Source organism: Pantoea sp. CFCC18177 (assembly GCF_059412425.1).
In genome coordinates, this window is the sequence record NZ_JBNBPL010000004.1 from 204,911 (window position 1) to 226,933 (window position 22,023).

Sequence of the window (22,023 nt, forward strand, 5' to 3'; positions counted from 1 at the left end):
GATGGCGATTTCACCCTGAAATTTTAAAAACAAACGCTATAAATTCATATAGTTATACGTGAAATTAGTACAGCGAACAGTGTGAGTTGTAGGCGTGTTTTCATCTTGAATTCCGCAAGAATGCTGTTTAGGCGATTTGATATTCAGCTGGTTACTTTAGCTGCAACCGATCTGGTTGGATGCGATTGAAGGCGGCAGTGACAAACTTGGATGATGAAATTAGTGGCGATTTCAGCCTGAAATTTCAACGCATGCCAGTTAATTTTCATACAGTTAGCGATGAAATTAGGCTGGCGAAGCCCCCCGTTAAGGACGAAAAAAAACCGCCCTGAGGCGGCATTTCGATTATTGATTAAGGTACTTGCTGAGTGTTTCGTTGATGACCCGATCCAACTCTTCCTGCAACTCTTTCGACTGACGGTTAAACTCGTAACTGAACATACGACCACGCGTCTTCTTACGTGCATAACGGTCTTTGTCCGCAAAAGTCCACAATGGTGTAGCCACGACTTTATCTTTGGCGGGAGACTGAATCAGCGTCTGACTACCATTGCGCACCAGACGTAAAATACCGTTTTTCACTTCATCTTCAGCCAGACCATCACGTGCGCAAACAGAATCAACATCCATCCCGATGGTATCAATCAAAGCATCGACTGTCTGGCCCGTCTCCTGCAACTTCTCATAAGCCTGCAGCAGCGTTTTATAATCGGGATAGGTCAACTCAGAGTGATTGGGGAAGAGTGTGACCAACTCCAGCGGAACGCTGGCGGCTTGCAGTGCGCGCGTCACCTTGGCCTGTGACAGCCCTTCACTCTGTGCGATGTCTTTCTGCGAAAGGCCACTCTCTTTTAGCGACAACAAGCGCATGCCCACTTCACGCAGATTATGTTCACGAGCAGTCTGAATATCCTGCGCCAAACGACGCGCTTCCTCAGCAGAGATCGCCACTTCTGTGACCAGCACATCTAAGCCGGTTTTGCAGTGCAGGGCTGCTGCACGGCGGCGTGAACCATCAAGAATTTCGATACGGTCGCCACGCTGGACGCCAATTGCAGGGAAAAATTGCTGCAATTTGATAGTGCGAATAATATCGCGTAGCGATTCAGGCGTCAGGCCAGACTGGTCGCGGCCATTGGTCTCCATCACCACATAGGTTTTTTCTTCAATTTCTTTCGCCGCAATGTGCTCAAGCGTGAAGAGGGCACGTTTACCGGTCGAAAGGATAAACGTCTGAGAATGGCCTTCTGAAGCATCCTCAGTTTGCAAAGGTGTTTGGCTGAAGGTTCGGCCAATCGTGATTCTTTTTGCGCTCATAGTAACCTCAGTTCAGGCGGATAAATTCAATGCGATCAAATACGGCTTTAGCGAAATCTTCCGCTGCCGAACGGGCATTTTTTAAGGCTTCGGTGCTACCCACGTAGGTGGAGGGGTTAGCAGAAATCACCGTGTCAAACGACTCTCCGCAGCGCTCAAAGCCATCAAGACGGGGTAATGCGGCATCCAGCATGTCGCCACCAAAGATCTCCTTCGCCAGGCTGTGGCACAGCTTATGATCGGCCTTATTGGAGAGCTTAGACATAAAACCGATATTGCCCTGCAAGCGGCATGACGCGCCCGATTCCTCAATAATGCCAATCAGCTCTGGTAAACGAGTCAAATACTTCAGAGTGGAGTGGAAATCCACTTGTGCAGGTGGAACTGGCGTCATCAACAGGTCAGAAGCGGCAATCGCGTTCTTGAGGAAGGCATCCAAATGCGGACCACTGTCGATGAAAATGAAGTCATAATCTTTCTTCAGTTTGGCCACAACGTTCTCATACAACACGGCATGTACGTTCTGATCCGGTAAATGCTCGCTGCAAAGCTCTTCCCAACGGGAAGCGATAAAAGCGTCGTCAATGGAAGCTGGCAGGACATCCACGCCTGGGATGATTGACGGAACAATAAATTCGTTCAGCAATTCCTCACGCCCGACATTTTGCAGCATCGCCTGAGCAGCGGTCGCTTCTACCAACCCAACCGAGCGTTCGTGATTAAGGAACATGGTGGCGGAAGACTGTGGATCGAGGTCGATAACCAGAATTCGCAGGTCTTCATAGAGCAGATGCGGGTGGGCTCGCAAAGCATGAGCCAGCGACACGGTCGATACCGTTTTGGACACGCCGCCTTTCAAGTTACCCACAAATAGCGTGAACGCATCCTGATGGCGATCGCGATACTTAGGCACACCACGGTGATGGTAGATATCGATGATGTTTTGAATCGACATCGCATACTTGGTTGAACTGCCTGCCGCGCGCTTGTCGAACGGATATCCGTTTTCTTCCATCTCATTTACAGCGTAATCAACGCTCGCACGCGTTAATTTAGGCAATTTGGCTAACGCCGCTTTTGCGTAAACCTGATAAAACGTGTTTTCCTGCAACTCTTCTTTTTGTGCCTGAATTTGTTCTGTCAGGCTCATCAGCATCTTTTCTGAACGTTGTGCGACCTTCAGAACTTGCTTCTCATCGTTAGCCATACTTGCTCCACACATGTAGGATTTATGACTTTATACCGAAATCCTACACATGAGGCAAATCTATCTCATTTAATGAGGAACATTTAGTGTTGAGAAAATACGTTAGGTAAGAGCGAGTTAATGCAAACGTTCACTGTAATCAGTGAATGCATTTTAGCCAGACGTTTGAAATTGATGAAATTGTGATCTCCTTCAGCTTTCCAACGGATGGCAGACATTCACTGTAATCAGCAGTTTGGTATTCAGTGGATGAGAAGATAGCTCATCAAAAAGAGCAGGGCATTGCGGCTGAAATCGTGCATGCATTCACTGTGATCTGCACAACATTCACTATAACCAGTAAACATTCACTGTAATCTGTGTAAGGTTCACTGTAATCAGTAGTCCGATGTGAAAGATTCACTGTAATCAGTAAACCTCTCCAGGACTGACCTCTCAGAGCCATCGTACGCAGTTCTTTAGCCCCCCACGTTAACCTCAAACGTTCACTGTAATCAGTAAGCGTCCCGCATCCTCTGTTCACCGCGAGAGATGAAAGATTCACTGTAATCAGTGAATACCCCACATTCTCATTCACGGTGAGATATAAACATTCACTGTAATCAGCAAAGCGGTACATTACCCGCTGACTGGAGATTCGTTGCATCAGTCAGTCCGGACACTTCATCTTAGAGTGTTCACTGTAATCAGTAACTCAAATCAACCGTCATAGAGAACGTTCACTGTAATCAGTACTCATTGGACGCAGCGCATTCTGTTCTTGGCCATTGATGGATACACCTTCCGCAAACATTCACTGTAATCAGTAAAAATCCCACTCTGCAGGCGAGTAAAACATTCACTGTAATCAGCAGACACTGCATGATGTTTGCCGGTCCGCGCGTGAGTGCATTCAAAGGCAGGTCCATCCGGGTGAGTTAACAACCACAACAGCGTTCACTGTAATCAGTAAATCTCAGCGTCTTAGCCACTGAAGTTGGCTCTCACAAGTGAGTGTGTTTTGTGTGAGTAAACCAGATATTGCGTTGAAGCATTCACTGTAATCAGTAAGCTGATATGCGCTTCATCCTCACCACGCAGAAACACATGGCAACAGACATTCACTGTAATCAGTAGAAAGCGCTTAATCACGTTGCAGCAACCATTCACTGTAATCAGTAAATGACTTACCCAGCACCACTGTAATGATCAGATTCAAGAAGCCGGAGGAGGGGAGGGAGCCAGAAGATTCACTGTAATCAGTGACAGCGTGACGTCCGCAAAGATCGTGATAAATACGTCGATGGAGGGCGGTGTAAAATGTTCACTGTAATCGGTACAAGGTTCTTACATTCACTGTAATCAGCTTAGGTGACGAACCCTGTCACTTTTACTGTTTACTTTTACAGGTAATTTACTGATTACAGTGAACGTCATAAGAAAGACGAATAAAACTCAATATAAACAATAAGTTGAATAAAAACATTCACTGTAGTCAGCACACCGCTCTTTCAAGGGATTCACTGTAATCAGTAGACTGATATCGAGCCCTGTATGTTCACTGTAATCAGCAATCCACCTTACATGGAAATCTTAAGAGTGTGGAATAGCCACCTGGTAAGTACTTACTATCGTGAATAGCTATATAAATAGGCAAGCTATAGATGGACAGTATTGCGGTGCGTTCCGGGATAAGCGCGATCTACTGTTTACAGTGAATGGTGCTGATTACAGTGAATGAGGAAGGGAGTGCTGATTACAGTGAACATAATGAAGAGAGCGAGTGTCACTTTTGCCCAAAAAGTGACACTGCCACAGGGGCGTTCCGATTACAGTGAATGCGAGAATCAGTCTTCGAATTCAATTTCTTCTAGAGAGTCGATGCTCTCAAGATTGCTCATTCCATCAAGTTTTGGCGTGCGGCTGTGGATGATGAAGAACACCGAACGACCGCGTTTAACTTCTGAGTAATCCAGATAGCCAATCTCTTTCAGCTGCTCCATCGCGCGTCTGACAACGTGGTTCTGCGTCGTAGTCTTAGAACCCAAATTTAAACGCATGCGTAAACGCGCTAGCGAGATAGGCGCCGGATTCGTCGGCAGACTTTCCAGATAGGTGTAGAGTGCCTGTGCCGACTCTTTGCGTTTAAGGCGGGAAATAGCACGCAGTTGCAACAGAACCTTGTGGTCAAAGTTATACAGCTCAAACAGCTTAGGATCGGCCTGGATACGTACCAGATCCTTTTCGCGATCGTAATACGCCGATTGCACAAGGTGGGTGTGGTACGCTTTGCCATTACCTTCAAAGGACAAGGTGTTGGTCGCGATGCGTCGCAAAGAGGCATCTAAACGCTTCCGTAGCGCTGCAGATGAGTTAGCCGAAGGGATCCCGCACATTTTAACGAAATCGATAAATGGCAGCGTGACGGTATCGCCCTTTGAGGGATAACGCGAAAATGACTGAATAATGCCAGCCCAGGTTTTGAAATCATTATCCATATCCAGCCTCGCGCCGGTAATGGTAATCTTTTCATAACCTTCCGACTTAACCAGCGAGAGGTTCTTAAGCTCTTTGGTGGCGTCTGTTGAGGCCATCGCACCCGACTTGCCGCGTGCGGTAGATTTCAAGGTAGGAACGAACAGTCCCAGGCGCATCAAAGCGACCGGTTGTACGGTGTTATTTTTATTAGGGTGGAGCTGGATAACTTCACCACTATTTTTTGTCACCGACAGAAAAGGTTCTAGTAACGCTTTGTTTTCACTCTCTTTATCTGCCATAGCCTGAGGTCTTCATTCTGTGGATGAAAAGGATCGATTTCTGATTACAGTGAACATTAACACTGTTTATAGTGAACATTCTACAGTCTATAGTGAATATTGTACTGACTACAGTGGGCGTTTATCTGATTATAGTGAACGCGATCACCTTCTCAGGCCTTGTGTGGTGCGGCTTGCGACGATCGGGGATCTCTTAGGATCTCTTTAAGATCTCTCTATGATCTTTAATAGAGATCTATTCACTGTATAACTGCATAACCCTATGATGAATCGACATCTGTGGGTCGAAACTGTCAAAACATGCCGCTTTTGAAAGCCACCCTCACTAACACAGATAAACATAAGTTCTGCGCGAGAAAGATCCTGCTGATTCTTTCAAGATGAACAACTTCCTCATTATTATTCATTTTTCATCAACCTTTGGCAGGCGTAAGGTGAAATCCAACATGACCCTATTAAACATTTAGGAAGGCATCTTATGACTGACAACGTCATCTCACGTAATCCAACTACGGGCGAAATCATCGCAACCTATCCGCTGCAGAGTGCCGCTGAGTTAGAAACTGCACTGCAACAGAGTGCTGCAGCCTTTGCACAGTGGCGTGCAACCACCATGGAGCAGCGCGTGATCGTGTTGCGTCAGTTAGCAGAGCAAATTCGCCAGCGTCAGGACCAACTCGCTAAAATGGCAACCCTCGAAATGGGTAAACCTATCGCGCAAGCACGCGCTGAAGTGCTGAAGTGCGCAAACTTATGTGACTGGTATGCAGAACACGGTCCAGCCATTCTGGCAGACAAGCCTTCGCTGGTGGAGAATCAGCAAGCCTGGCAATCATTCCGTCCTTTAGGCGTCATTCTTGCCGTGATGCCATGGAACTTCCCTTACTGGCAGGTTCTGCGCGGTGCAGTCAGCATGCTGCTGGCGGGCAACACCTATGTGCTGAAGCATGCACCGAGCGTAATGGGCTCCGCTCACCTGATGACAGAACTGTTTGATGCGACCGATCTGCCCAAAGGTGGCTTCACGGTGATCAACGTGGATAACGACGGTGTGTCACAAGCGATTAAAGATCCACGGATCGCTGCCGTAGCGGTCACCGGTAGCGTAAGAGCGGGTGGGGCAATTGCGGCACAAGCCGGTGCTGTTTTGAAGAAAACCGTGCTTGAACTGGGCGGCGCAGATCCATTTATCGTGCTGGCGGATGCCGATCTGGACGCAGCAGTGGCGTCAGCGGTCGTAGGACGCTACCAGAACACCGGACAGGTATGTATGGCGGCCAAACGGTTCATCATCGAAGAGAGTGTCGCAGAAGCGTTTGAGGCGCGTTTTAGCGCTGCGGTTCAGGCACTGAAGATCGGCGATCCACTGAACGAAGAGACTTTCATTGGTCCAATGGCACGTTACGATCTGCGTGATGAGCTGGATAGCCAGGTGCAGGAAACCCTGAAACAAGGTGCCCGACTGGTTTTAGGCGGTCATAAGATCGAAGGTGAGGGTAACTATTATGCGCCAACGATCCTTGCCGATGTGACGCCGGAGATGGCCGCGTTCCAGCAAGAGATCTTTGGTCCTGTTGCGGCAATCACTGTCGCTCGTGATGCGCAGCATGCGTTAGAACTGGCAAACAACAGCGAATTTGGTTTGAGTGCCACCGTGTGGACCGCTAACGAAAGCGTTGCCAATGACCTGGCGGAAAAACTGGAAACCGGTGCGGTATTTATTAACGGTAACGGTGCATCAGATCCCCGTGTGGCAATCGGTGGAGTGAAGAAAAGTGGTTATGGCCGTGAGCTGTCCAGCTTCGGCGTGCACGAATTCTGTAACATCCAGACCGTCTGGAAAAACCGCCGCTAAACCTCTCTGGGCGCGAACCTCGCGCCCATTTCCTCTGCATTGCCACTCTTCTGCTGTAAATTCCCCGTTAAAATTGTTGTGGGCCAGCTCAAAAATTCCGCCAGTGGTATTATAAAGGTATTGTTAATGGTGCTAGATTGGCCTCACCTACACCGGGGAGTCCTTTTTAATGAAAACAACAATCCCAAAATTATCGTTCATGATGTTTCTCGAGTGGTTTATCTGGGGAGCATGGTTTGTACCGCTCTGGGCCTTTCTCAGCAAAAACGGCTTCTCGCCGGTTGAGATCGCCTGGTGCTACGCCTGTACCTCGATTGCCGCCATCCTGTCACCGATCCTGGTTGGATCGCTGGCAGACCGTTTCTTCCAGGCACAAAAGGTACTGTCGTTACTGATGATCGTCGGCTCGATTCTGATGTACTTCGCCGCCCAGCAAACCCACTTCAGTAGCTTCTTCCCACTGCTATTGTTGTATGCGCTCACTTACATGCCAACCATTGCGTTGACTAACAGTATCGCTTTTTCCCATGTGGGCGATGTAGAGCGAGATTACCCACGAGTACGCGTGATGGGAACGTTAGGCTGGATAGCTTCAGGCATCGCCTGCGGTTTCTTACCTCCTCTGATGGGCTTAGGCGATATCTCCGCCAGTAACGTTCCTCTGCTGATCACTGCGGCCAGTTCGCTGGTACTAGGGATCTTTGCTTTAACTCTGCCCGCCACCGAACCCAAAAGCACCGGAAAATTCAGCCTGCGCGTGGCGCTGGGGCTTGATGCGCTGCATCTGTTAAAAGATCGTAGCTTCCTGGTGTTCTTTGTCTGTTCCTTCCTGTTCAGTATGCCGCTGGCGTTTTACTACATCTTCGCTGAGGGCTATTTAACAGAGGTGGGCTTACCGCATGCCACCGGCTGGATGACACTTGGCCAGGTATCCGAAATCTTCTTCCTGCTGGCACTGCCGTTCTTTATCAAACGCTACGGCATCGGCAAAGTCCTGTTGCTCGGCTTAACCACGGCTGCATTACGCTACATCTTCTTCGTGTTTGGCGGCGATCAAAACATGTTGACCATGGGCATGCTGTTTATGGGCATCCTGTTGCACGGCGTCAGCTATGACTTTTACTTCATCACCGCCTACATTTACGTCGATAAAAAAGCGCCCGTTGCCATGCGCAATGCCGCTCAGGGCTTGATCACGCTCGCCTGTCAGGGGATTGGTAGCTTGTTGGGCTATCGCCTGGGAGGCTATCTGATGCAGGAGATGTTCGCTTATGACCAACCGCGCAACGGACAGACGTTTAACTGGGCGGGTATGTGGATGTTTGGCAGCGTGATGATCATCATTATCACTGTCGCCTTCATCGTACTGTTCCGTGACGGTAAAAAACGCAGTGACGAATTAACCTCCTTTGAACAATCAACCACCGCTGACAGCCATAAATAAGAGAAGCAATGATGACGATGACACTCCAGGAAAAACGGATTTTAGGCGCGTTTTACGGTCAGGCGCTGGGCGATGCCATGGGTATGCCCTCAGAATTATGGCCGCGTAGCCGTGTTAAGCAGCATTTTGGCTGGATTGATCGCTTCCTGCCGGGGCCAGCAGAAAACAATGCCGCCTGTTATTTCGGTCAGGCGGCCTTTACGGATGATACGTCGATGGCACTGGCGCTGGCCGATGCCATTATGACCCATCACGGTGAAATCGATGCGGAAACCATTGGCGCCAATATTCTGCATTGGGCAGAAGCCTTTGATGCCTTCAATAAAAACGTGCTGGGGCCAACCTCAAAGATCGCGCTCAATGCTTTGAAAAACGGTATCCCCGTGGCTCAGTTGGACAATAACGGCATGACCAATGGTGCGGCAATGCGCGTTTCACCTCTTGGCTGTCTGCTGCCTGCGCGTGACCTCAGTGCCTTTATTGATGCCGTCGCACTGGCATCCAGTCCCACGCACAAATCTGATGTTGCCATCGCCGGGGCGACAGTGATTGCCTGGGCGGTTTCACGCGCCATTGATGGGGCCAACTGGACAATGATCCGCGATGAGCTGCCATCAATTGCGCGCGCAGCACAGGAAAAACGCGTTACCACCTTTAGCGCATCCATGGCTGCGCGTGTTGAGCTAGCCTTGTCGGTGGTGGCGCATGGAAGGGGGGTGGAATCGACCATGCAACAGATATATGACCTGGTCGGCACGGGAACCAGCACCATCGAATCGGTGCCCGCAGCTATTGCCATGGTTGAACTGGCCGCCACTGACCCCAATCGTTGCGCGATCCTCTGCGCCAATTTAGGGGGAGATACCGATACCATTGGCGCGATGGCGGTAGCGATCTGCGGTGCGCTTCACGGTATCGACGACATCGATGCCGATCTCAAAGCACAACTGGATGCGGCGAACGCACTGGATTTCACGCGCTACAGCAGCGCCTTTATCCGTTTTCGCCAGCAGCGTGAGGCCGCTTATGCTGACGCCTGATGACCTGAATCGGCTGCAAGCGCGATTGCCGGTGTGCGTGATTGGTGCCGCGGTTGTCGATGTGATTGCCGATGCCTATTCCTTACCCCATCGGGGAAGTGACATTGAACTCCACCAGCAGGGCGTCAATGTGGGAGGGTGCGCACTGAATGTGGCGATCGCACTGCATCGTCTCGGGATCCCATCATTCAACGCACTGCCGCTGGGTAACGGAACCTGGGCCAGCATTGTGCGGCAAAAGCTGACGGAATATGGCATTGAAAGCGTACTGGAAGCGCCCAACGGTGATAACGGCTGGTGCCTGGCGCTGGTGGAGCCGGACGGTGAGCGCACGTTTCTCTCCGTTAGTGGCGTGGAAAATCTATGGGATGCGGAACTGCTGCGCGCGGTGCCGCAGCCGCAAGATCGCTGGATCTATCTTTCCGGCTATCAGCTCACCAGTAAAAGCGGCAATGTCCTGATCGATTGGCTTGAGCAGCAGGAGCAAAGCTATCAGCTGCTGGTGGACTTCGGGCCGCGTCTGGCGGATATCGGCGATGCGCAATTTGACCGCATCATGGCGCGAAAACCACTGATTACAGTGAACAGACAAGAAGCGGAATTGCTGTGGCGTGAGCGTTTGAACCAGGCTGAACCCTTTGATGCCAGGCAGTTAATGGCGCAATGGCAATCGCAGTTTGGTGGCGCGATAGTGGTGCGTCTGGACAGTGAAGGCGCGGGTTTTGCCGATGCACATGCCCAGGGGTGGGTGCCCGCGCTGGCCACGAAAGTGGTCGATACCATCGGCGCGGGCGACAGCCATGCCGGGGCACTGCTGGCAGGGTTAGCTTCTGGCTGGTCGCTGGCGGAGAGTGTTGCGCTGGGCAATGCCGTGGCTTCTTATGTGGTTTCGCAGCGCGGGGGGGATTGCGCGCCGGATCGCGATGCGTTGCAGACTTACTGGCAGCAAAGAATCACTCAGCAATAAACACGTACATATCACTGCGGCAGTAACTGATACTGTATTCCAGCGGATTGCCTTGCGCGTCGAGTGCCAGTTGCTTAATCACCAGCACCGGCACATTGTCGGGCAGGGCAATTTGCATTTTAAGGGCTTCATCAGGCATGCGGGCACTCACTCTGCTTTGCGACTTAACCGGCAGGATGTGTTGTTTGTTGAAGTAGTCATACAACGAAATCCCAATCTCGTCGGCGTCTGCGATAAAGTGCGCAGGCACCCAAGACTCTTCCACCGAAACCGCTTGCTGATCGACATAGCGAATGCGTTTGAGCTGGTATACATCGCTGCCTTTGTCTAATCCCAGCTTCTCACCAATCTCCGCACTGCACTGAATTTTACTTTTGTTAATCCAGACGGTATCCGGCTTTTTACCGCGTAGCACCGCCTGCTGCGACAAGCCTTTTGGCTCTTTCAGCGAATATTCAAACTGGCTGCAGATCTGCGTGCCGTAACCGCGAGAGCGAAATACCACACCCTCCTTTTCCAACTCATCCATGGCTTTGCGCACGGTAATGCGTGAGATGTTGAGCGACTGACTGAAATCGCGCTCGCTGGGCAGAATTTCTTCATTCACCAGCGTGCCATCGCGCACTGCATCTTTGATTGCCACGGCAAAACGCTTATACAGCGGCGTACGGCTCTCTTCCGCCAGCGTGTGGGTGAGCCGCGAAAACAGGGTAGCGTGATCGGTCATAGCAGACAGTGACACTCAATGAGATAGGCAATCGGTGGGGTTATGATACTGAATTTTCCCCCCATTGAAGTAGTGCATTCTGTTGTAGCGGCGGCCTTTTGGCCGCCTGTGATATCTTACCTTTCACTCAGCGCTCATCAAAAGGTACGCCACCTTTAGCTTTATGATGTTTTGGCGTTTCAATGATCGATACCGTCACGGAGTTGGCATCAATCTCGAACGATTCCGCCACTGCAACGGTTACTGCTTTTAATAACTTCTTCTTCTGCTCAACTGTGCGACCTTCCGCAGCATAAACAACGATTTCTGGCATATCCGTGTCTCCTTTGAGGGTTCAGATTCGGGTTTCAGCATAACCCAGCCAAGGCCGCTCACGCAGCGACAATTTGTCATAACCTCTCTCAAACCGTTTATCCCTGCAGGGGATCTGTGTTTAAATGTGTATTGTTATGTTATAACGTAAACACTCTGGGTTTTTAACGTGTAATTTTTCGGAAATCATAATGAAATCAATGAAAAAATTGCTGATCGCTACGGCGCTCGGCCTGGCTTCGTGCGCCTCATTGGCGGCGCCCCATCAGGAAAACACGGTGCGCATTGCCGCACCGTTTGAGATTAAAGGCGCAGATCCGGCGTTGTCGGGCGACATCCTTTTACGTATGGATGTGGTCGAAACGCTGGTGGAAGTGGATGCACACGCTGAGCCGATCCCCGCGTTGGCTGCGAGCTGGCAAGTATCCGATGACGGATTGCGCTGGCAATTCGTGTTGCGCGATAACGTGAGCTTTCATGATGGCTCACCGCTGAATGCGCAAGCCGTGGTGAAATCACTGAATACCGCGCGCAGCAAAGCGGGCTTATTAGATAAAACGCCAATCAGTGATATCAGCGGGGAAGGGCAGGTGGTGACCATCAGGCTGCGTGAGCCGTTTACCCCGTTACTCTCGGTGTTGGCGGAGAGCCGTTCGCAAATTCTGGCGTTATCCAGTTGGGATCAGCAGGGCAACATCACGCAAATTATCGGCTCAGGTCCCTTTATGCTGACGGGCTTCCAGCCGCCGCAGTCGCTGGCGGTAAAACGTTTTGAAGATTACTGGGGCAAAAAACCGCAGATCGCGGCTGCCAGTTATCTCTCATCCGGACGCGCAGAAACGCGTGCACTGTTGGCGGACAGTGGCGATGCCGATTATGTTTTCAATCTCGATGCAGCCAGTCGTCAGCGGCTGGCGCGTAAGCCTACGCTGCAAATACCCGCGATTCCTGTTCCCCGCACGTTGATGTTGAAACTCAATCTTGGCGACCCACTGTTGGCTGAACTCCCCGTGCGCGAGGCGATCAGCATGGCTATCGATCGCAACGCAATGGCAATGGCGGTGTTGCGTTACCCTGGAGCTGCCACACAACTGTTTCCACAGAATATGGGGGAGTGGCACAACGCGGCATTGCAGCCGTTGCAGTATCAACCCGAAGGGGCGGCGCAACATTTAAAACAAGCGGGCTGGCAGGCCGGTTCTGATGGTGTATTAACGCGCAACGGCCAACGTCTGAGCGTCACGCTACTGACGTTCCCGGATCGCCCCGAGCTGCCATTAATGGCCATGGTCATCCAGCAGCAGCTGCGCAAAGTCGGCATTGAGGTGAAGATCAACTCGACCAACGCCAGCGAAATTCCGGCTCAACACCACAGCGGGCAACTGCAAATGGCGCTGTTCTCACGCAATTTTGCACTGACGCCTGACCCAACCGGCACATTGCTGCAGGATTACGCGGAAAACGGCGGTGACTGGGGCGCAATGAACTGGCATCCCGCTGGCTTCAGTGCCGCACTCCACACGCTGACCCAATCAACGGACTCAGCCGCACGCGCACAGGCACGCGTACTGATCACCACAGCGCTGCAACAGGAACTTCCGGTCATACCCATTGCCTGGTATCAGCAATCGGCAGCTATTAACAGCCAGCTAAAAGACGTCGCACTCGATCCTTTTGAGCGTCACTTTGGCCTGCGCAACATGCACTGGGAGCCGTGATGATCAAACAACTGAGCTGGCGACTGATGCAGGCGCTGTTTGTGATGCTGTCGGTGGGATTGCTGACCTGGTTTCTGGTGCGGGCGCTGCCGGGCGATATGGCGTGGCGTATTGCCAGCGGACGCTACGGCTATGACCGGGTTGATGCCGATGCGGTGGCGCGCGTGCAGCAAGAGTTAAGCGGCGCAACCGATCACGCGAGTGCTCTGCTGCAGTGGCTATTCGATCTGCTGCAATTCAATTTTGGTCGTTCTCTGGTTTCAGGTGAACCGGTGATGGATGAATTGCGCTGGCAGCTAAGCCAGACACTGGCACTGGCGGGATGTTCGCTGCTGCTGGCACTGATCCTCACGCTGCCATTGGGTATTTGGGCCGGTTGCCACGCCAATGGCAAGCTTGATCGTCTGCTGTTTTGGCTGACATCACTGCTGAAATCTGTGCCGCATTTCGCCCTTGGCATGCTGCTGATTGTGGTGTTTGCGTTGCAACTGGATTGGCTGCCCAGCGCCGGACACGGCGAGCTGCGTCATTTCCTGCTACCCGCGTTGACGCTGGCGCTATCGTTGACTGCCGTCGGTGTGCGCGTGGTGCGTGAGGCGACTTTCCAGGTGGTGAATGCTGATTATTATCGCTGGGGGGCGCAAAAAGGCTTACCGCCTGTCGCCTTGTTGCGTCGTCACGGGTTACGCAATCTCGGCACGCCGGTCCTCACCTGGTTTGGCATGCAGTTTGTCTGGCTGGTTGAGGGCGTGGTGGTGGTGGAAACCCTGTTTGCCTGGCCGGGCATTGGGCATGCGCTGGTACACGCCATCTTTGCTCGCGATGTGCCGGTAATTCAGGCCAGCGCGATGACGCTTGGCTTACTGTTTGTTGGGCTTAACATGCTGGTGGATGCAGGTTGCCACTGGCTCGATCCGCGAGGGACGCGCGCATGAAACTGAATTCACGCCGAACGGGCCTTTTACTGTTAGTCCTGCTGCTGGGATACGCATTTCTCCTGCCGTTGTTTCACTTCGGGGATCCTTTGCAGCAGGAACTGTTGAATATGTTGCAGCCTCCCAGCTATGCCAATCTGTTGGGGTTTGACCATCTTGGTCGCGACATGTTGCCACGCTTAAGCGCTGCGTTGCGCCTTTCCCTTGGCCTTGCCGCATTGTGTGTGATCAGCGCTTTGATAACCGGCGTGCTGGCTGGCGTGCTGAGCGCGCTATACGGCGGCATGCTGGACCGAGTGATCGGTATGCTGGCTGATATGTGTCTGGCACTGCCTGGTTTGCTGCTGGTGCTATTGCTGGCCGCTATTGCGCCAGATTCACCGCAGATGCTGTGGCTGGGGATTTCGTTGGTGCTGTGGGTGGAGTTCTTCCGCGTTACACGGGCGACGCTGCGCCCCATCATCGACGCGCCGGGCATGCAAGCGTCGAAACTGCTGGGCTTCTCGCCATTGTATCGCTTCCGTCGTCATTTATGGCCCGCGCTGGCGCCGGTGTTACTAACGGTAGCGCTGTTCTCGTTCAGCAGCGCCATTATGGCCGTCTCCGCGCTGGGCTTTATCAGCGTCGGTGTGCGTCCGCCCACGCCTGAACTGGGTTTGATGATGACGGAACTGTTGCCGTTTGCCTGGGAAGCGCCGTGGTTGCTGCTCCAACCGGTTATCGCGCTGTTCTTACTGCTGATTAGCCTCAATCTGATGATGAAAAAGGAGGGTAAATGAAAGGATTACAGGCCATCGGTATTACGGTCATGGCAGACGACGCCACGCTGGTGGAGCCGGTGAATTTCACGCTGCAACCCGGTCTGCCGCTGACATTACTGGGTGAAACGGGGTCGGGAAAAAGTCTGTTGGCTCAAGCGGTGATGGGGATTTTGCCGCAGGGATTACAAGCCAGCGGCACATTGATCATTAACGGTCAGCACTATCAATTGCCGCAGGACGGTGCAGCCTTGCGTGGCTTGTGGGGGCGCACTCTCGCGTCGCTGCCACAGGAACCCTGGCGGGCGCTGGACCCTACGATGGTGATCCAGCAGCAGGTCGCTGAGGGCTATCGCTTCGTGCGGGGGCATTCAGACAATCGCAGCGAGGCTGCCGCGCAAGATGACCTTGAACAACTCGGTTTAGCAGCGTCAGCGCATAAATACCCCTGGCAACTCTCTGGCGGTATGGCGCAGCGAGCGGCCTTTGCCGCCGCTCGCGCGGGCGGTGCACAGATTTTAATCGCAGATGAACCCACCAAAGGGCTGGATGTGTCACGGCGTGATGAAGTCTCTGCTTTATTGCGCCGCGAAGTGGCGGAGGGCGGCACGTTACTCACCATCACCCACGATATCGCGCTGGCACGTCAGCTGGACGGCGACATTATGGTGATGCACAAGGGTAAAGTGATTGAACAGGGCAGGGCGCAGCAGGTGTTGCAGACGCCAGTTCAGCGCTACACGCGCGAGTTGCTGGCGGCTGATCCTGCCAACTGGCCCGCACGGCAACCCGCGGTGATTCGCAGCAAGCCGGTGGTTCAGGCTCAAGGCATCAGGCTGGAGCGTGGCGGCAAAGCGTTGGGCGTACCGGAAAATTTCACGCTGCATGCCGGTGAAATCGTCGGGTTACAGGGAGCGAGCGGCAGCGGTAAAAGCAGCTTTGGCGATGTGTTGTTGGGGTTATTAAAGCCGCAGCAAGGCATCATCACACGCCTCGCGTCCGCTGACAGGTTGAAGTATCAAAAGATCTATCAGGACCCCTCTGCACTGTTTCCCCCTGTGCAAACGCTGGCGCAAAGTCTGGATGATGTTCTGCGACAGCACCGCATCGCCCGGCTGCAAAGAGATAAACTGATGGAACAGCTGGCGCTGGATGCCTCGTTACTCACACGTCGCCCCGATTCACTATCCGGCGGTGAGTTACAGCGTTTTTCGCTGTTACGCGTGATGCTGCTTGAGCCAGTGTTCTTATTCGCCGATGAACCCACATCGCGGCTCGATCCGGTGGTACAGCAACAAACCTTGCAACTCATCACCGGGATGGCGCGTGAGCAGCAGTGTGCAGTATTGCTGGTGAGCCACGATCGCGATTTGCTGGAAAAAAGCGCCCATCGCGTGCTGGCGATGCAGGCGGCTTAACGTTCGGGTGGCTGACTATCTCCGGCACCTAATGAACGTTGCATCACCACGGTGTCGAGCCAGCGGCCATGTTTAAAACCCACGGACTTCATTACACCGGTGTGCTCAAAGCCGAGCGCCCGGTGCAATCCCAGCGATCCCTGATTGGCGCTATCACCGACGATAGCGATGATCTGGCGAAACCCTGCCGCTTCCGCCAGCGCAATGGCCTTCTGCAACAGCGCACGGCCAATGCCGCGTCCGGTTTGCTGCTGATCGAGATAAATTGAATCTTCCAGCGTAAAGCGATAGGCGTAGCGAGGGCGATAGGTCGCGAGATAGCAGTAACCCAGCACCTGCTGATTCTCTTGTGCCACCAGCCAGAATCCACCACGCTGCTGTACATCCTTGATACGGTTTTCCATTTCACTTGCGCTGGGCGGCTCCGTTTCAAAGGTGGCGGTGCCATGAAGTACATGCCAGGCATAGATTTTCTGAATGGCGGCGGCGTGATGCGGGCGAGCGGGAATAATGTCCATTTGTTCCTGATAATCATCATACGAAAAACACAGCATGCCACTGTGTTACGCGCCGATCATCGGGTTTAACGATAGGAAATTATTATGACTAATTCTGTTCTGACAACTGCACCGCCATGGTGTCCGCTTCCAGCGCTTCAAAGATGTGCGGTTCGTCAGCCGGATAGCAAATATAGTCACCGGGATGCAGTTCAACAGGCGCATCCGTGGGTCCAACGCGTGCGCGGCCACGGGCAATAATAATGTGCTCAACTGAACCCGGCGGATGAGGGTGCGATGCACGTGGCGCACCGGGTTGGCTGGTGATCAGATAAAGATCACGACGACCGCCCGGCGGACAGCTGGCTAACAGCGCGGCCTGGTAATCCGCTAACTCTGCCGACACCATCATGCCCTCGCCGCGTCGGATCACCTGCAAACGTTTCACTTCTGGCTCCATCAGGCGCGCAAAAGGGATATTCAACGCCACACACAGTGACCACAGGGTTTCGATGCTGGGATTGCCATTGCCGGATTCAAGCTGTGACAGCGTTGATTTCGCGATCCCGGCGCGACGAGCGACTTCCGTGAGTGACAGCCCGGCACGCTGGCGCTCACGCACTAAGCCGGCCGCAATAAGGTCAATCGGTGGTGTCACAGTTACTCCTGTTCTTTATATCGAACGATTTGTTCATCTTGTAAAACATCCGAGGGGCGTTCATTATAACGACTTTCATGTTCGATATGAGATCAAATTGTGATGCGTCTGGGTGCAGTTCCGCTTGATCGCGGCGTTTTAAAAGCGATTTTCCTTGTCTGTCTGGCCGATGGCATTGTCGGTCTTTCTTACGGTTCGCTGGCGGCGGCGGATGGCTTTCCACTGTGGGTGCCGATTGCACTCTCCACGCTGGTGCTGGCGGGAGCTTCAGAGTTCCTGTTTATCGGTATTGTCGCCGGAGGAGGCAGCCCATTAACCGCAGCGGCGGCCGGTTTACTGGTCAACGCGCGCCATTTGCCTTTTGGTATTGCCGTCAAAGATTTGGTCGGGCAGGGCGGTCGTATCCTGCTAGGCTGCCACATCATGAATGATGAAAGCGTGGTGTTCGGCATTTCCCAAAAGAAAATCGGCCAGCGCCGTGCGGCGTACTGGATTTGTGGTTTAGGGATTTTTGCCATCTGGCCACTGAGCGTGGTGTGCGGTGCGGTGATCGGGCGGTTTATTCCGGATGTTTCCGCCATTGGCCTCGACGCTGTGTTCCCTGCGATCCTGATTGCCCTGATTTTTCCTGCTTTGCGTCAGCGTCGTACGCGCATTCCGGCCACGCTGGGCACGGCGCTGTCCGTGTTAGTCACCCCCTTTGTGCCAGCAGGAATGCCGGTGCTGTTCTCCTTACTGGGTTTGCTGAGCTGGCGGGAGCGTAAAAATGCACAATAACTTAGTGATTGCGGGTATCGCACTGCTGGCGGTGGGCACCTATGCGATGCGTTTTGCCGGTTACCGCCTGGGCAGCCGGATACAGATGTCAGACAGCGTGCGCAACATGCTATCGGATGCGGCTACGGTGTTGTTGTTAGCGGTTGCCGTCACCACGGCACTGTTTGAAGGCAGTCACTTTGCCGGCGTGGCGCGTATTGCTGGCGTGCTGTTTGCCGTGTTCCTGGCGTGGCGTCGTACCCCGCTGATCCTGGTGATCATCGGCGCGGCAGTGATGACGGCTTTGCTACGCTACTTTGGGGTGCCGTGAGCAAAATAAACAAACGCGGCGCAACGATTTTGTTACTGTGAAGCATCCGGAAATCGCCTAAAGAGAAGGACATATGACCCCGCGCTTAGCACGCCCTGACGAAGCCGCCGTACTTTGGCGCATCCGCAATCTTGCCATTCGCCATGGTTGCCAGTCGGTGTATCCCGCTGAGGTGATCACCGCGTGGACGCCCGATGCGTTACCTGCGGGGTACTTTGAAGCGATTAAAGGGAATCCGTTCTTCGTGATTGACGATCCTGAACATGGCGTGGCGGCTACAGGCTTTCTGGACCTCAGGAGCGGCAGCGTCGAGGCGATATTCACCTTGCCCGCGTGCAACGGTAAGGGCTACGCCAGTGCGATTATGACGGCGATTATCCACGAAGCCCGCCAGCGCGGTTTCAAACAATTGACGCTGGCTGCTACCCCGAATGCCAGCGGCTTTTACCTCCGACACGGTTTCAGCACGGTGCGAGAAGCCTTATACCCCTCCGCGTTAGCCAAAGCCGATCTTCCCTGCGTCGAGATGATGCTGACACTATGATGAAGAGAGTGAATAACAACATGGACAGCAGCAAAATGGTGATTAACTGCGTGGCCTATCGCCACGGCAAACGTGAAGAACATGTCGATGTCGCCGACATCAGCGAAGTGTTAAAAGAGGAAAGCTCTTTCATCTGGCTGGGCCTGAACCAGCCCGAACCGGCTTTTATGCAGACTTTGCAGGAAGAGTTTGGTCTGCATGAGTTAGCAATCGAGGATGCGCTGGTGGCCCATCAGCGCCCGAAGATTGAACAGTATGGCGAGTCGGTGTTTATCGTGGTGAAAACCGCTCACCTTGACGATCAGCAGCGTATCAGCTTTGGAGAAACTCACTTTTTCCTCGGGAAAAACTTTCTGATTACGGTGCGCCACGGCTCTTCAGAAGGGTATGCAGCGATTCGCGCAAAAGCCGAAAAAAATCACACCATGCTATGCCAGGGACCGGGCTATGCGTTTTACTGCATCCTCGACTTTATTGTCGATAACTACAGCAAAATCACCGCATCACTCAGTTCTCGCATTGGGGATTTGGAGGACGGCATGTTCACCACGCGTTTCGACAGTAGAACGCTGGAGAACGTTTACCACTTGCGGCGTGAATTACTTTCGCTGCGCAACGCTGCCATGCCGGTCACCGAAATCTGCGCGCAGCTGGCTCGCTTCCATGAAGATATTATTCCGAAAAACCTGCGCGCTTACCTGCGTGATATTCAGGACCATGCACACCATGTGATGATTGATGCCGAAGACATGCGGGAAATGCTCACCAGCGCCATGCAGGTCAATCTGGCATTAGTCTCGGTTCAGCAGAGTGAAGTGAACAAAAAGCTCGCTGGTTGGGGGGCCGTACTGATTGTGCCCACCATTGTTTTCAGTATGTACGGTATGAATTTCTCGGACATGCCCGAGTTGAAAACCCATTTTGGCTATCCGGTGGTGCTGATTGTCACACTGATGATTTGTGGCCTGATGTGGTCACGCTTGAAAAAAGCGGGTTGGCTGTAAAGCCACAAGGATTTTCTTCCAAATGATTTTGTTATCACTGCGTTCGATTCGGCAACGCAGTGAAGCCTGAATCCGCCAAAAACCGCCCCGTTTAGTGAAAAGACCGATTGGCCCGCAAGTGAATGCTGATGCGCCTTGCGGATTTAAACCTTCATTCAGCTGCCACTTCCTTGTCACATTGCTGACTTTTTAATCATCAGCTTTTCCTATTACTCCACTTGGCTAAATACAACATATCCCACATTTGCCACATTTGACGGTCTTGATTCACACATCAACTATTGCGACTATCACCCTCATAGTGTGGTCTGTCAGTAAGGTGTGAAGATGGTGGTTAAGCAGAATTTATCCCAGCGTATTCCCGATGTGCTCAGCGCAGCTCAGCAAATCCGTGAGGGTGAGAGCAGTAGCGAAGCGCTGGTTGGGCATTGCCTGAAACAGATTAAAACCCACAATACCACATTAAATGCCTTTGGTGATGTGTATGACCAGAAGGCAATGGAAGAGGCGGTTATCTGCGATCGCGAACGTCAGCAGGGCAAAATCCGTGGACCGCTGCATGGTGTGCCTTTCGGCGTTAAAGATTTGTTTTCCACTGCGGGACTGCGTACCACCAAAGGGTCACTGACATCATTGAACAATGTGCCGGATAGCGACGCGCCCATTATTGAACGGTTAAAAGCGGCAGGGGCGATCATTATCGGCAAAACCGCCACCACCGAGTTTGGCTGGACAGGTTCGAGCTACTCCCGCTTGTTTGGTCATGGCCGCAACCCCTGGGACCCGGCATTAACCAGCGGCGGCTCCAGTTCCGGTTCGGCTATTAGTGTGGCTGCCCACATGGTGCCAGCGGCGCTGGGTTCTGACGGCGGCGGCTCGGTACGTATACCCGGCGCTTTTTGCGGTATTTTCGCGCTCAAGGCTTCCCTGGGCCGGATTCCCACCTGGCCGTGGTCCGCCACCGAGATGCTGAGCCACGCCGGGCCGATGACACGTACGGTGCGCGACAGTGCGCTGCTGTTTGATCTGCTTTCCGGTCCGGATGCACGCGATCATCAGGCGCTGCCCGCCAAAACGGAATCCTGGCTGGCGCGTTGCGATCAGCCCTTATCTGGATTGCGGGTTCACTTCAGCCCAACACTGTTTAATACGCCGGTGGATGCGCAAATTGCCGCCTGCGTTGAACAGGCGGTGGAACAGATTGCGCATGCGCTGCCTGTAACGCTTAGCAACGGTCCACTCGCCTGGTCATCGCCATTTGATACTTTCGATACCTTATGGAGCGGTGGGCGTGGCGTGGCCTATGGTGCCGCTTTGCAACAGCAGCTTGACCAACTCGATCCCGGCTTTACTGCCCTGATCGAACGTGCACAAAGCCTGACCCTGGCGGATTACCTGGCGGCACAAAAACAGCGTGCGGCCTTTAACGGCCAGGTGCATGCGCTCTTTGATGAGATCGATTTACTGATTACGCCCACGCTACCGATTCTGCCTTTCGCGGCCGATCGTCACGTACCGGAGACGCAAGCCAACGGCAACAGTGGCGTGGAGTGGGCACGATGGACGCCGTTCACCTGGCCCTTCAATTTAAGTGGCAATCCGGCAGCAACCCTTCCCTGTGGTTTTACCAAAGAAGGGCTGCCAGTGGGATTACAGGTAATTGGCCGTCGCTATGCGGAAGGCGATGTCTTGCAGTTCTGCGCTGCACTGGAAGCACTGATGCCATGGGATCAACATCAACCCGCTCTGTAGGAAGCCGCTTGCGACCACACGAAGGTA

At 53.0% G+C, this 22,023-nt stretch carries 20 protein-coding genes; 13 read left to right on the forward strand and 7 right to left on the reverse strand.

Features of this window, described 5'->3' with window-relative positions; all coding sequences use genetic code 11:
• Positions 1 to 345: 345 nt before the first annotated feature.
• From ACPUC8_RS06455 to ACPUC8_RS06465, 3 genes are all read right to left on the reverse strand, one after another.
• Positions 346 to 1,317, reverse strand: coding sequence for a ParB family protein (locus ACPUC8_RS06455; protein ID WP_039330223.1), 972 nt, complete (start codon positions 1,315 to 1,317; stop codon positions 346 to 348).
• Positions 1,318 to 1,324: 7 nt separating this feature from the next.
• Positions 1,325 to 2,524 carry an AAA family ATPase gene (locus ACPUC8_RS06460; RefSeq protein ID WP_039330226.1) on the reverse strand — a complete coding sequence of 400 codons (1,200 nt, stop codon included), beginning with the start codon at positions 2,522 to 2,524 and terminating at the stop codon, positions 1,325 to 1,327.
• Between the two features lie 1,826 nt (positions 2,525 to 4,350).
• The gene (locus ACPUC8_RS06465; RefSeq protein WP_494925820.1) at positions 4,351 to 5,280 is read right to left on the reverse strand and encodes a RepB family plasmid replication initiator protein; all 930 of its coding nucleotides are present in this window, start codon (positions 5,278 to 5,280) and stop codon (positions 4,351 to 4,353) included.
• 478 nt (positions 5,281 to 5,758) lie between these two features.
• On the opposite strand from ACPUC8_RS06465, the gene ACPUC8_RS06470 reads away from it, so the two are divergent.
• From ACPUC8_RS06470 to ACPUC8_RS06485, 4 genes are all read left to right on the forward strand, one after another.
• Positions 5,759 to 7,135, forward strand: a complete 1,377-nt coding sequence (locus ACPUC8_RS06470) for an aldehyde dehydrogenase family protein (protein WP_494925821.1) — start codon at positions 5,759 to 5,761, stop codon at positions 7,133 to 7,135.
• A gap of 169 nt (positions 7,136 to 7,304) precedes the next feature.
• Entirely contained in the window at positions 7,305 to 8,579 is a 1,275-nt protein-coding gene (locus tag ACPUC8_RS06475) for a nucleoside permease (protein ID WP_494925822.1), read from the forward strand.
• Between the two features lie 11 nt (positions 8,580 to 8,590).
• Positions 8,591 to 9,619: an ADP-ribosylglycohydrolase family protein gene (locus tag ACPUC8_RS06480; protein WP_494925823.1), complete on the forward strand. Its 1,029-nt coding sequence runs from the start codon at positions 8,591 to 8,593 to the stop codon at positions 9,617 to 9,619.
• Positions 9,606 to 10,586: a PfkB family carbohydrate kinase gene (locus tag ACPUC8_RS06485; RefSeq protein WP_494925824.1), complete on the forward strand. Its 981-nt coding sequence runs from the start codon at positions 9,606 to 9,608 to the stop codon at positions 10,584 to 10,586. The genes ACPUC8_RS06480 and ACPUC8_RS06485 overlap by 14 nt, the downstream gene beginning before the upstream one ends.
• Here ACPUC8_RS06485 and ACPUC8_RS06490 read toward each other — a convergent pair.
• Both ACPUC8_RS06490 and ACPUC8_RS06495 read right to left on the reverse strand, forming a co-directional pair.
• Positions 10,573 to 11,313, reverse strand: coding sequence for a GntR family transcriptional regulator (locus ACPUC8_RS06490; protein ID WP_494925825.1), 741 nt, complete (start codon positions 11,311 to 11,313; stop codon positions 10,573 to 10,575). The two genes, ACPUC8_RS06485 and ACPUC8_RS06490, sit on opposite strands and share 14 nt — an antisense overlap.
• 127 nt (positions 11,314 to 11,440) lie before the next feature.
• Positions 11,441 to 11,626, reverse strand: coding sequence for a tautomerase family protein (locus tag ACPUC8_RS06495; protein WP_039330238.1), 186 nt, complete (start codon positions 11,624 to 11,626; stop codon positions 11,441 to 11,443).
• 190 nt (positions 11,627 to 11,816) lie between these two features.
• Between ACPUC8_RS06495 and ACPUC8_RS06500 the strand changes: the two genes are divergently transcribed.
• The 4 genes from ACPUC8_RS06500 to ACPUC8_RS06515 are packed head-to-tail and all read left to right on the forward strand — an operon-like array spanning position 11,817 to position 16,454.
• On the forward strand, positions 11,817 to 13,343 hold the full coding sequence (locus ACPUC8_RS06500; RefSeq protein ID WP_494925826.1) for an ABC transporter substrate-binding protein: 1,527 nt from the start codon (positions 11,817 to 11,819) through the stop codon (positions 13,341 to 13,343).
• Positions 13,343 to 14,278, forward strand: a complete 936-nt coding sequence (locus ACPUC8_RS06505) for an ABC transporter permease (RefSeq protein WP_494925827.1) — start codon at positions 13,343 to 13,345, stop codon at positions 14,276 to 14,278. Before ACPUC8_RS06500 ends, ACPUC8_RS06505 begins: the two co-directional genes overlap by 1 nt.
• Positions 14,275 to 15,057 carry an ABC transporter permease gene (locus ACPUC8_RS06510; protein WP_494925828.1) on the forward strand — a complete coding sequence of 261 codons (783 nt, stop codon included), beginning with the start codon at positions 14,275 to 14,277 and terminating at the stop codon, positions 15,055 to 15,057. Before ACPUC8_RS06505 ends, ACPUC8_RS06510 begins: the two co-directional genes overlap by 4 nt.
• Positions 15,054 to 16,454 (forward strand): ABC transporter ATP-binding protein, encoded by a 1,401-nt coding sequence (locus ACPUC8_RS06515; protein ID WP_494925829.1) that lies wholly within the window; start codon positions 15,054 to 15,056, stop codon positions 16,452 to 16,454. Before ACPUC8_RS06510 ends, ACPUC8_RS06515 begins: the two co-directional genes overlap by 4 nt.
• Here ACPUC8_RS06515 and ACPUC8_RS06520 read toward each other — a convergent pair.
• Both ACPUC8_RS06520 and ACPUC8_RS06525 read right to left on the reverse strand, forming a co-directional pair.
• Positions 16,451 to 16,972 (reverse strand): GNAT family N-acetyltransferase, encoded by a 522-nt coding sequence (locus tag ACPUC8_RS06520; RefSeq protein ID WP_494925830.1) that lies wholly within the window; start codon positions 16,970 to 16,972, stop codon positions 16,451 to 16,453. The two genes, ACPUC8_RS06515 and ACPUC8_RS06520, sit on opposite strands and share 4 nt — an antisense overlap.
• 88 nt (positions 16,973 to 17,060) lie before the next feature.
• On the reverse strand, positions 17,061 to 17,609 hold the full coding sequence (locus tag ACPUC8_RS06525; protein ID WP_283226068.1) for a helix-turn-helix domain-containing protein: 549 nt from the start codon (positions 17,607 to 17,609) through the stop codon (positions 17,061 to 17,063).
• Between the two features lie 102 nt (positions 17,610 to 17,711).
• Between ACPUC8_RS06525 and ACPUC8_RS06530 the strand changes: the two genes are divergently transcribed.
• The 5 genes from ACPUC8_RS06530 (at position 17,712) to ACPUC8_RS06550 (ending at position 21,996) form a co-directional block, all read left to right on the forward strand.
• The gene (locus ACPUC8_RS06530) at positions 17,712 to 18,386 is read left to right on the forward strand and encodes an AzlC family ABC transporter permease (RefSeq protein ID WP_494925831.1); all 675 of its coding nucleotides are present in this window, start codon (positions 17,712 to 17,714) and stop codon (positions 18,384 to 18,386) included.
• Entirely contained in the window at positions 18,376 to 18,696 is a 321-nt protein-coding gene (locus tag ACPUC8_RS06535; protein ID WP_039330249.1) for an AzlD domain-containing protein, read from the forward strand. The genes ACPUC8_RS06530 and ACPUC8_RS06535 overlap by 11 nt, the downstream gene beginning before the upstream one ends.
• Positions 18,697 to 18,769: 73 nt before the next feature.
• The gene (locus ACPUC8_RS06540) at positions 18,770 to 19,240 is read left to right on the forward strand and encodes a GNAT family N-acetyltransferase (RefSeq protein ID WP_039330251.1); all 471 of its coding nucleotides are present in this window, start codon (positions 18,770 to 18,772) and stop codon (positions 19,238 to 19,240) included.
• Positions 19,241 to 19,275: 35 nt separating this feature from the next.
• Positions 19,276 to 20,244 carry a magnesium/cobalt transporter CorA gene (gene corA / locus ACPUC8_RS06545; protein ID WP_494925855.1) on the forward strand — a complete coding sequence of 323 codons (969 nt, stop codon included), beginning with the start codon at positions 19,276 to 19,278 and terminating at the stop codon, positions 20,242 to 20,244.
• Between the two features lie 327 nt (positions 20,245 to 20,571).
• Complete coding sequence (locus ACPUC8_RS06550) at positions 20,572 to 21,996, forward strand: amidase (protein ID WP_494925832.1); 1,425 nt, start codon at positions 20,572 to 20,574, stop codon at positions 21,994 to 21,996.
• Positions 21,997 to 22,023 lie beyond the last annotated feature (27 nt).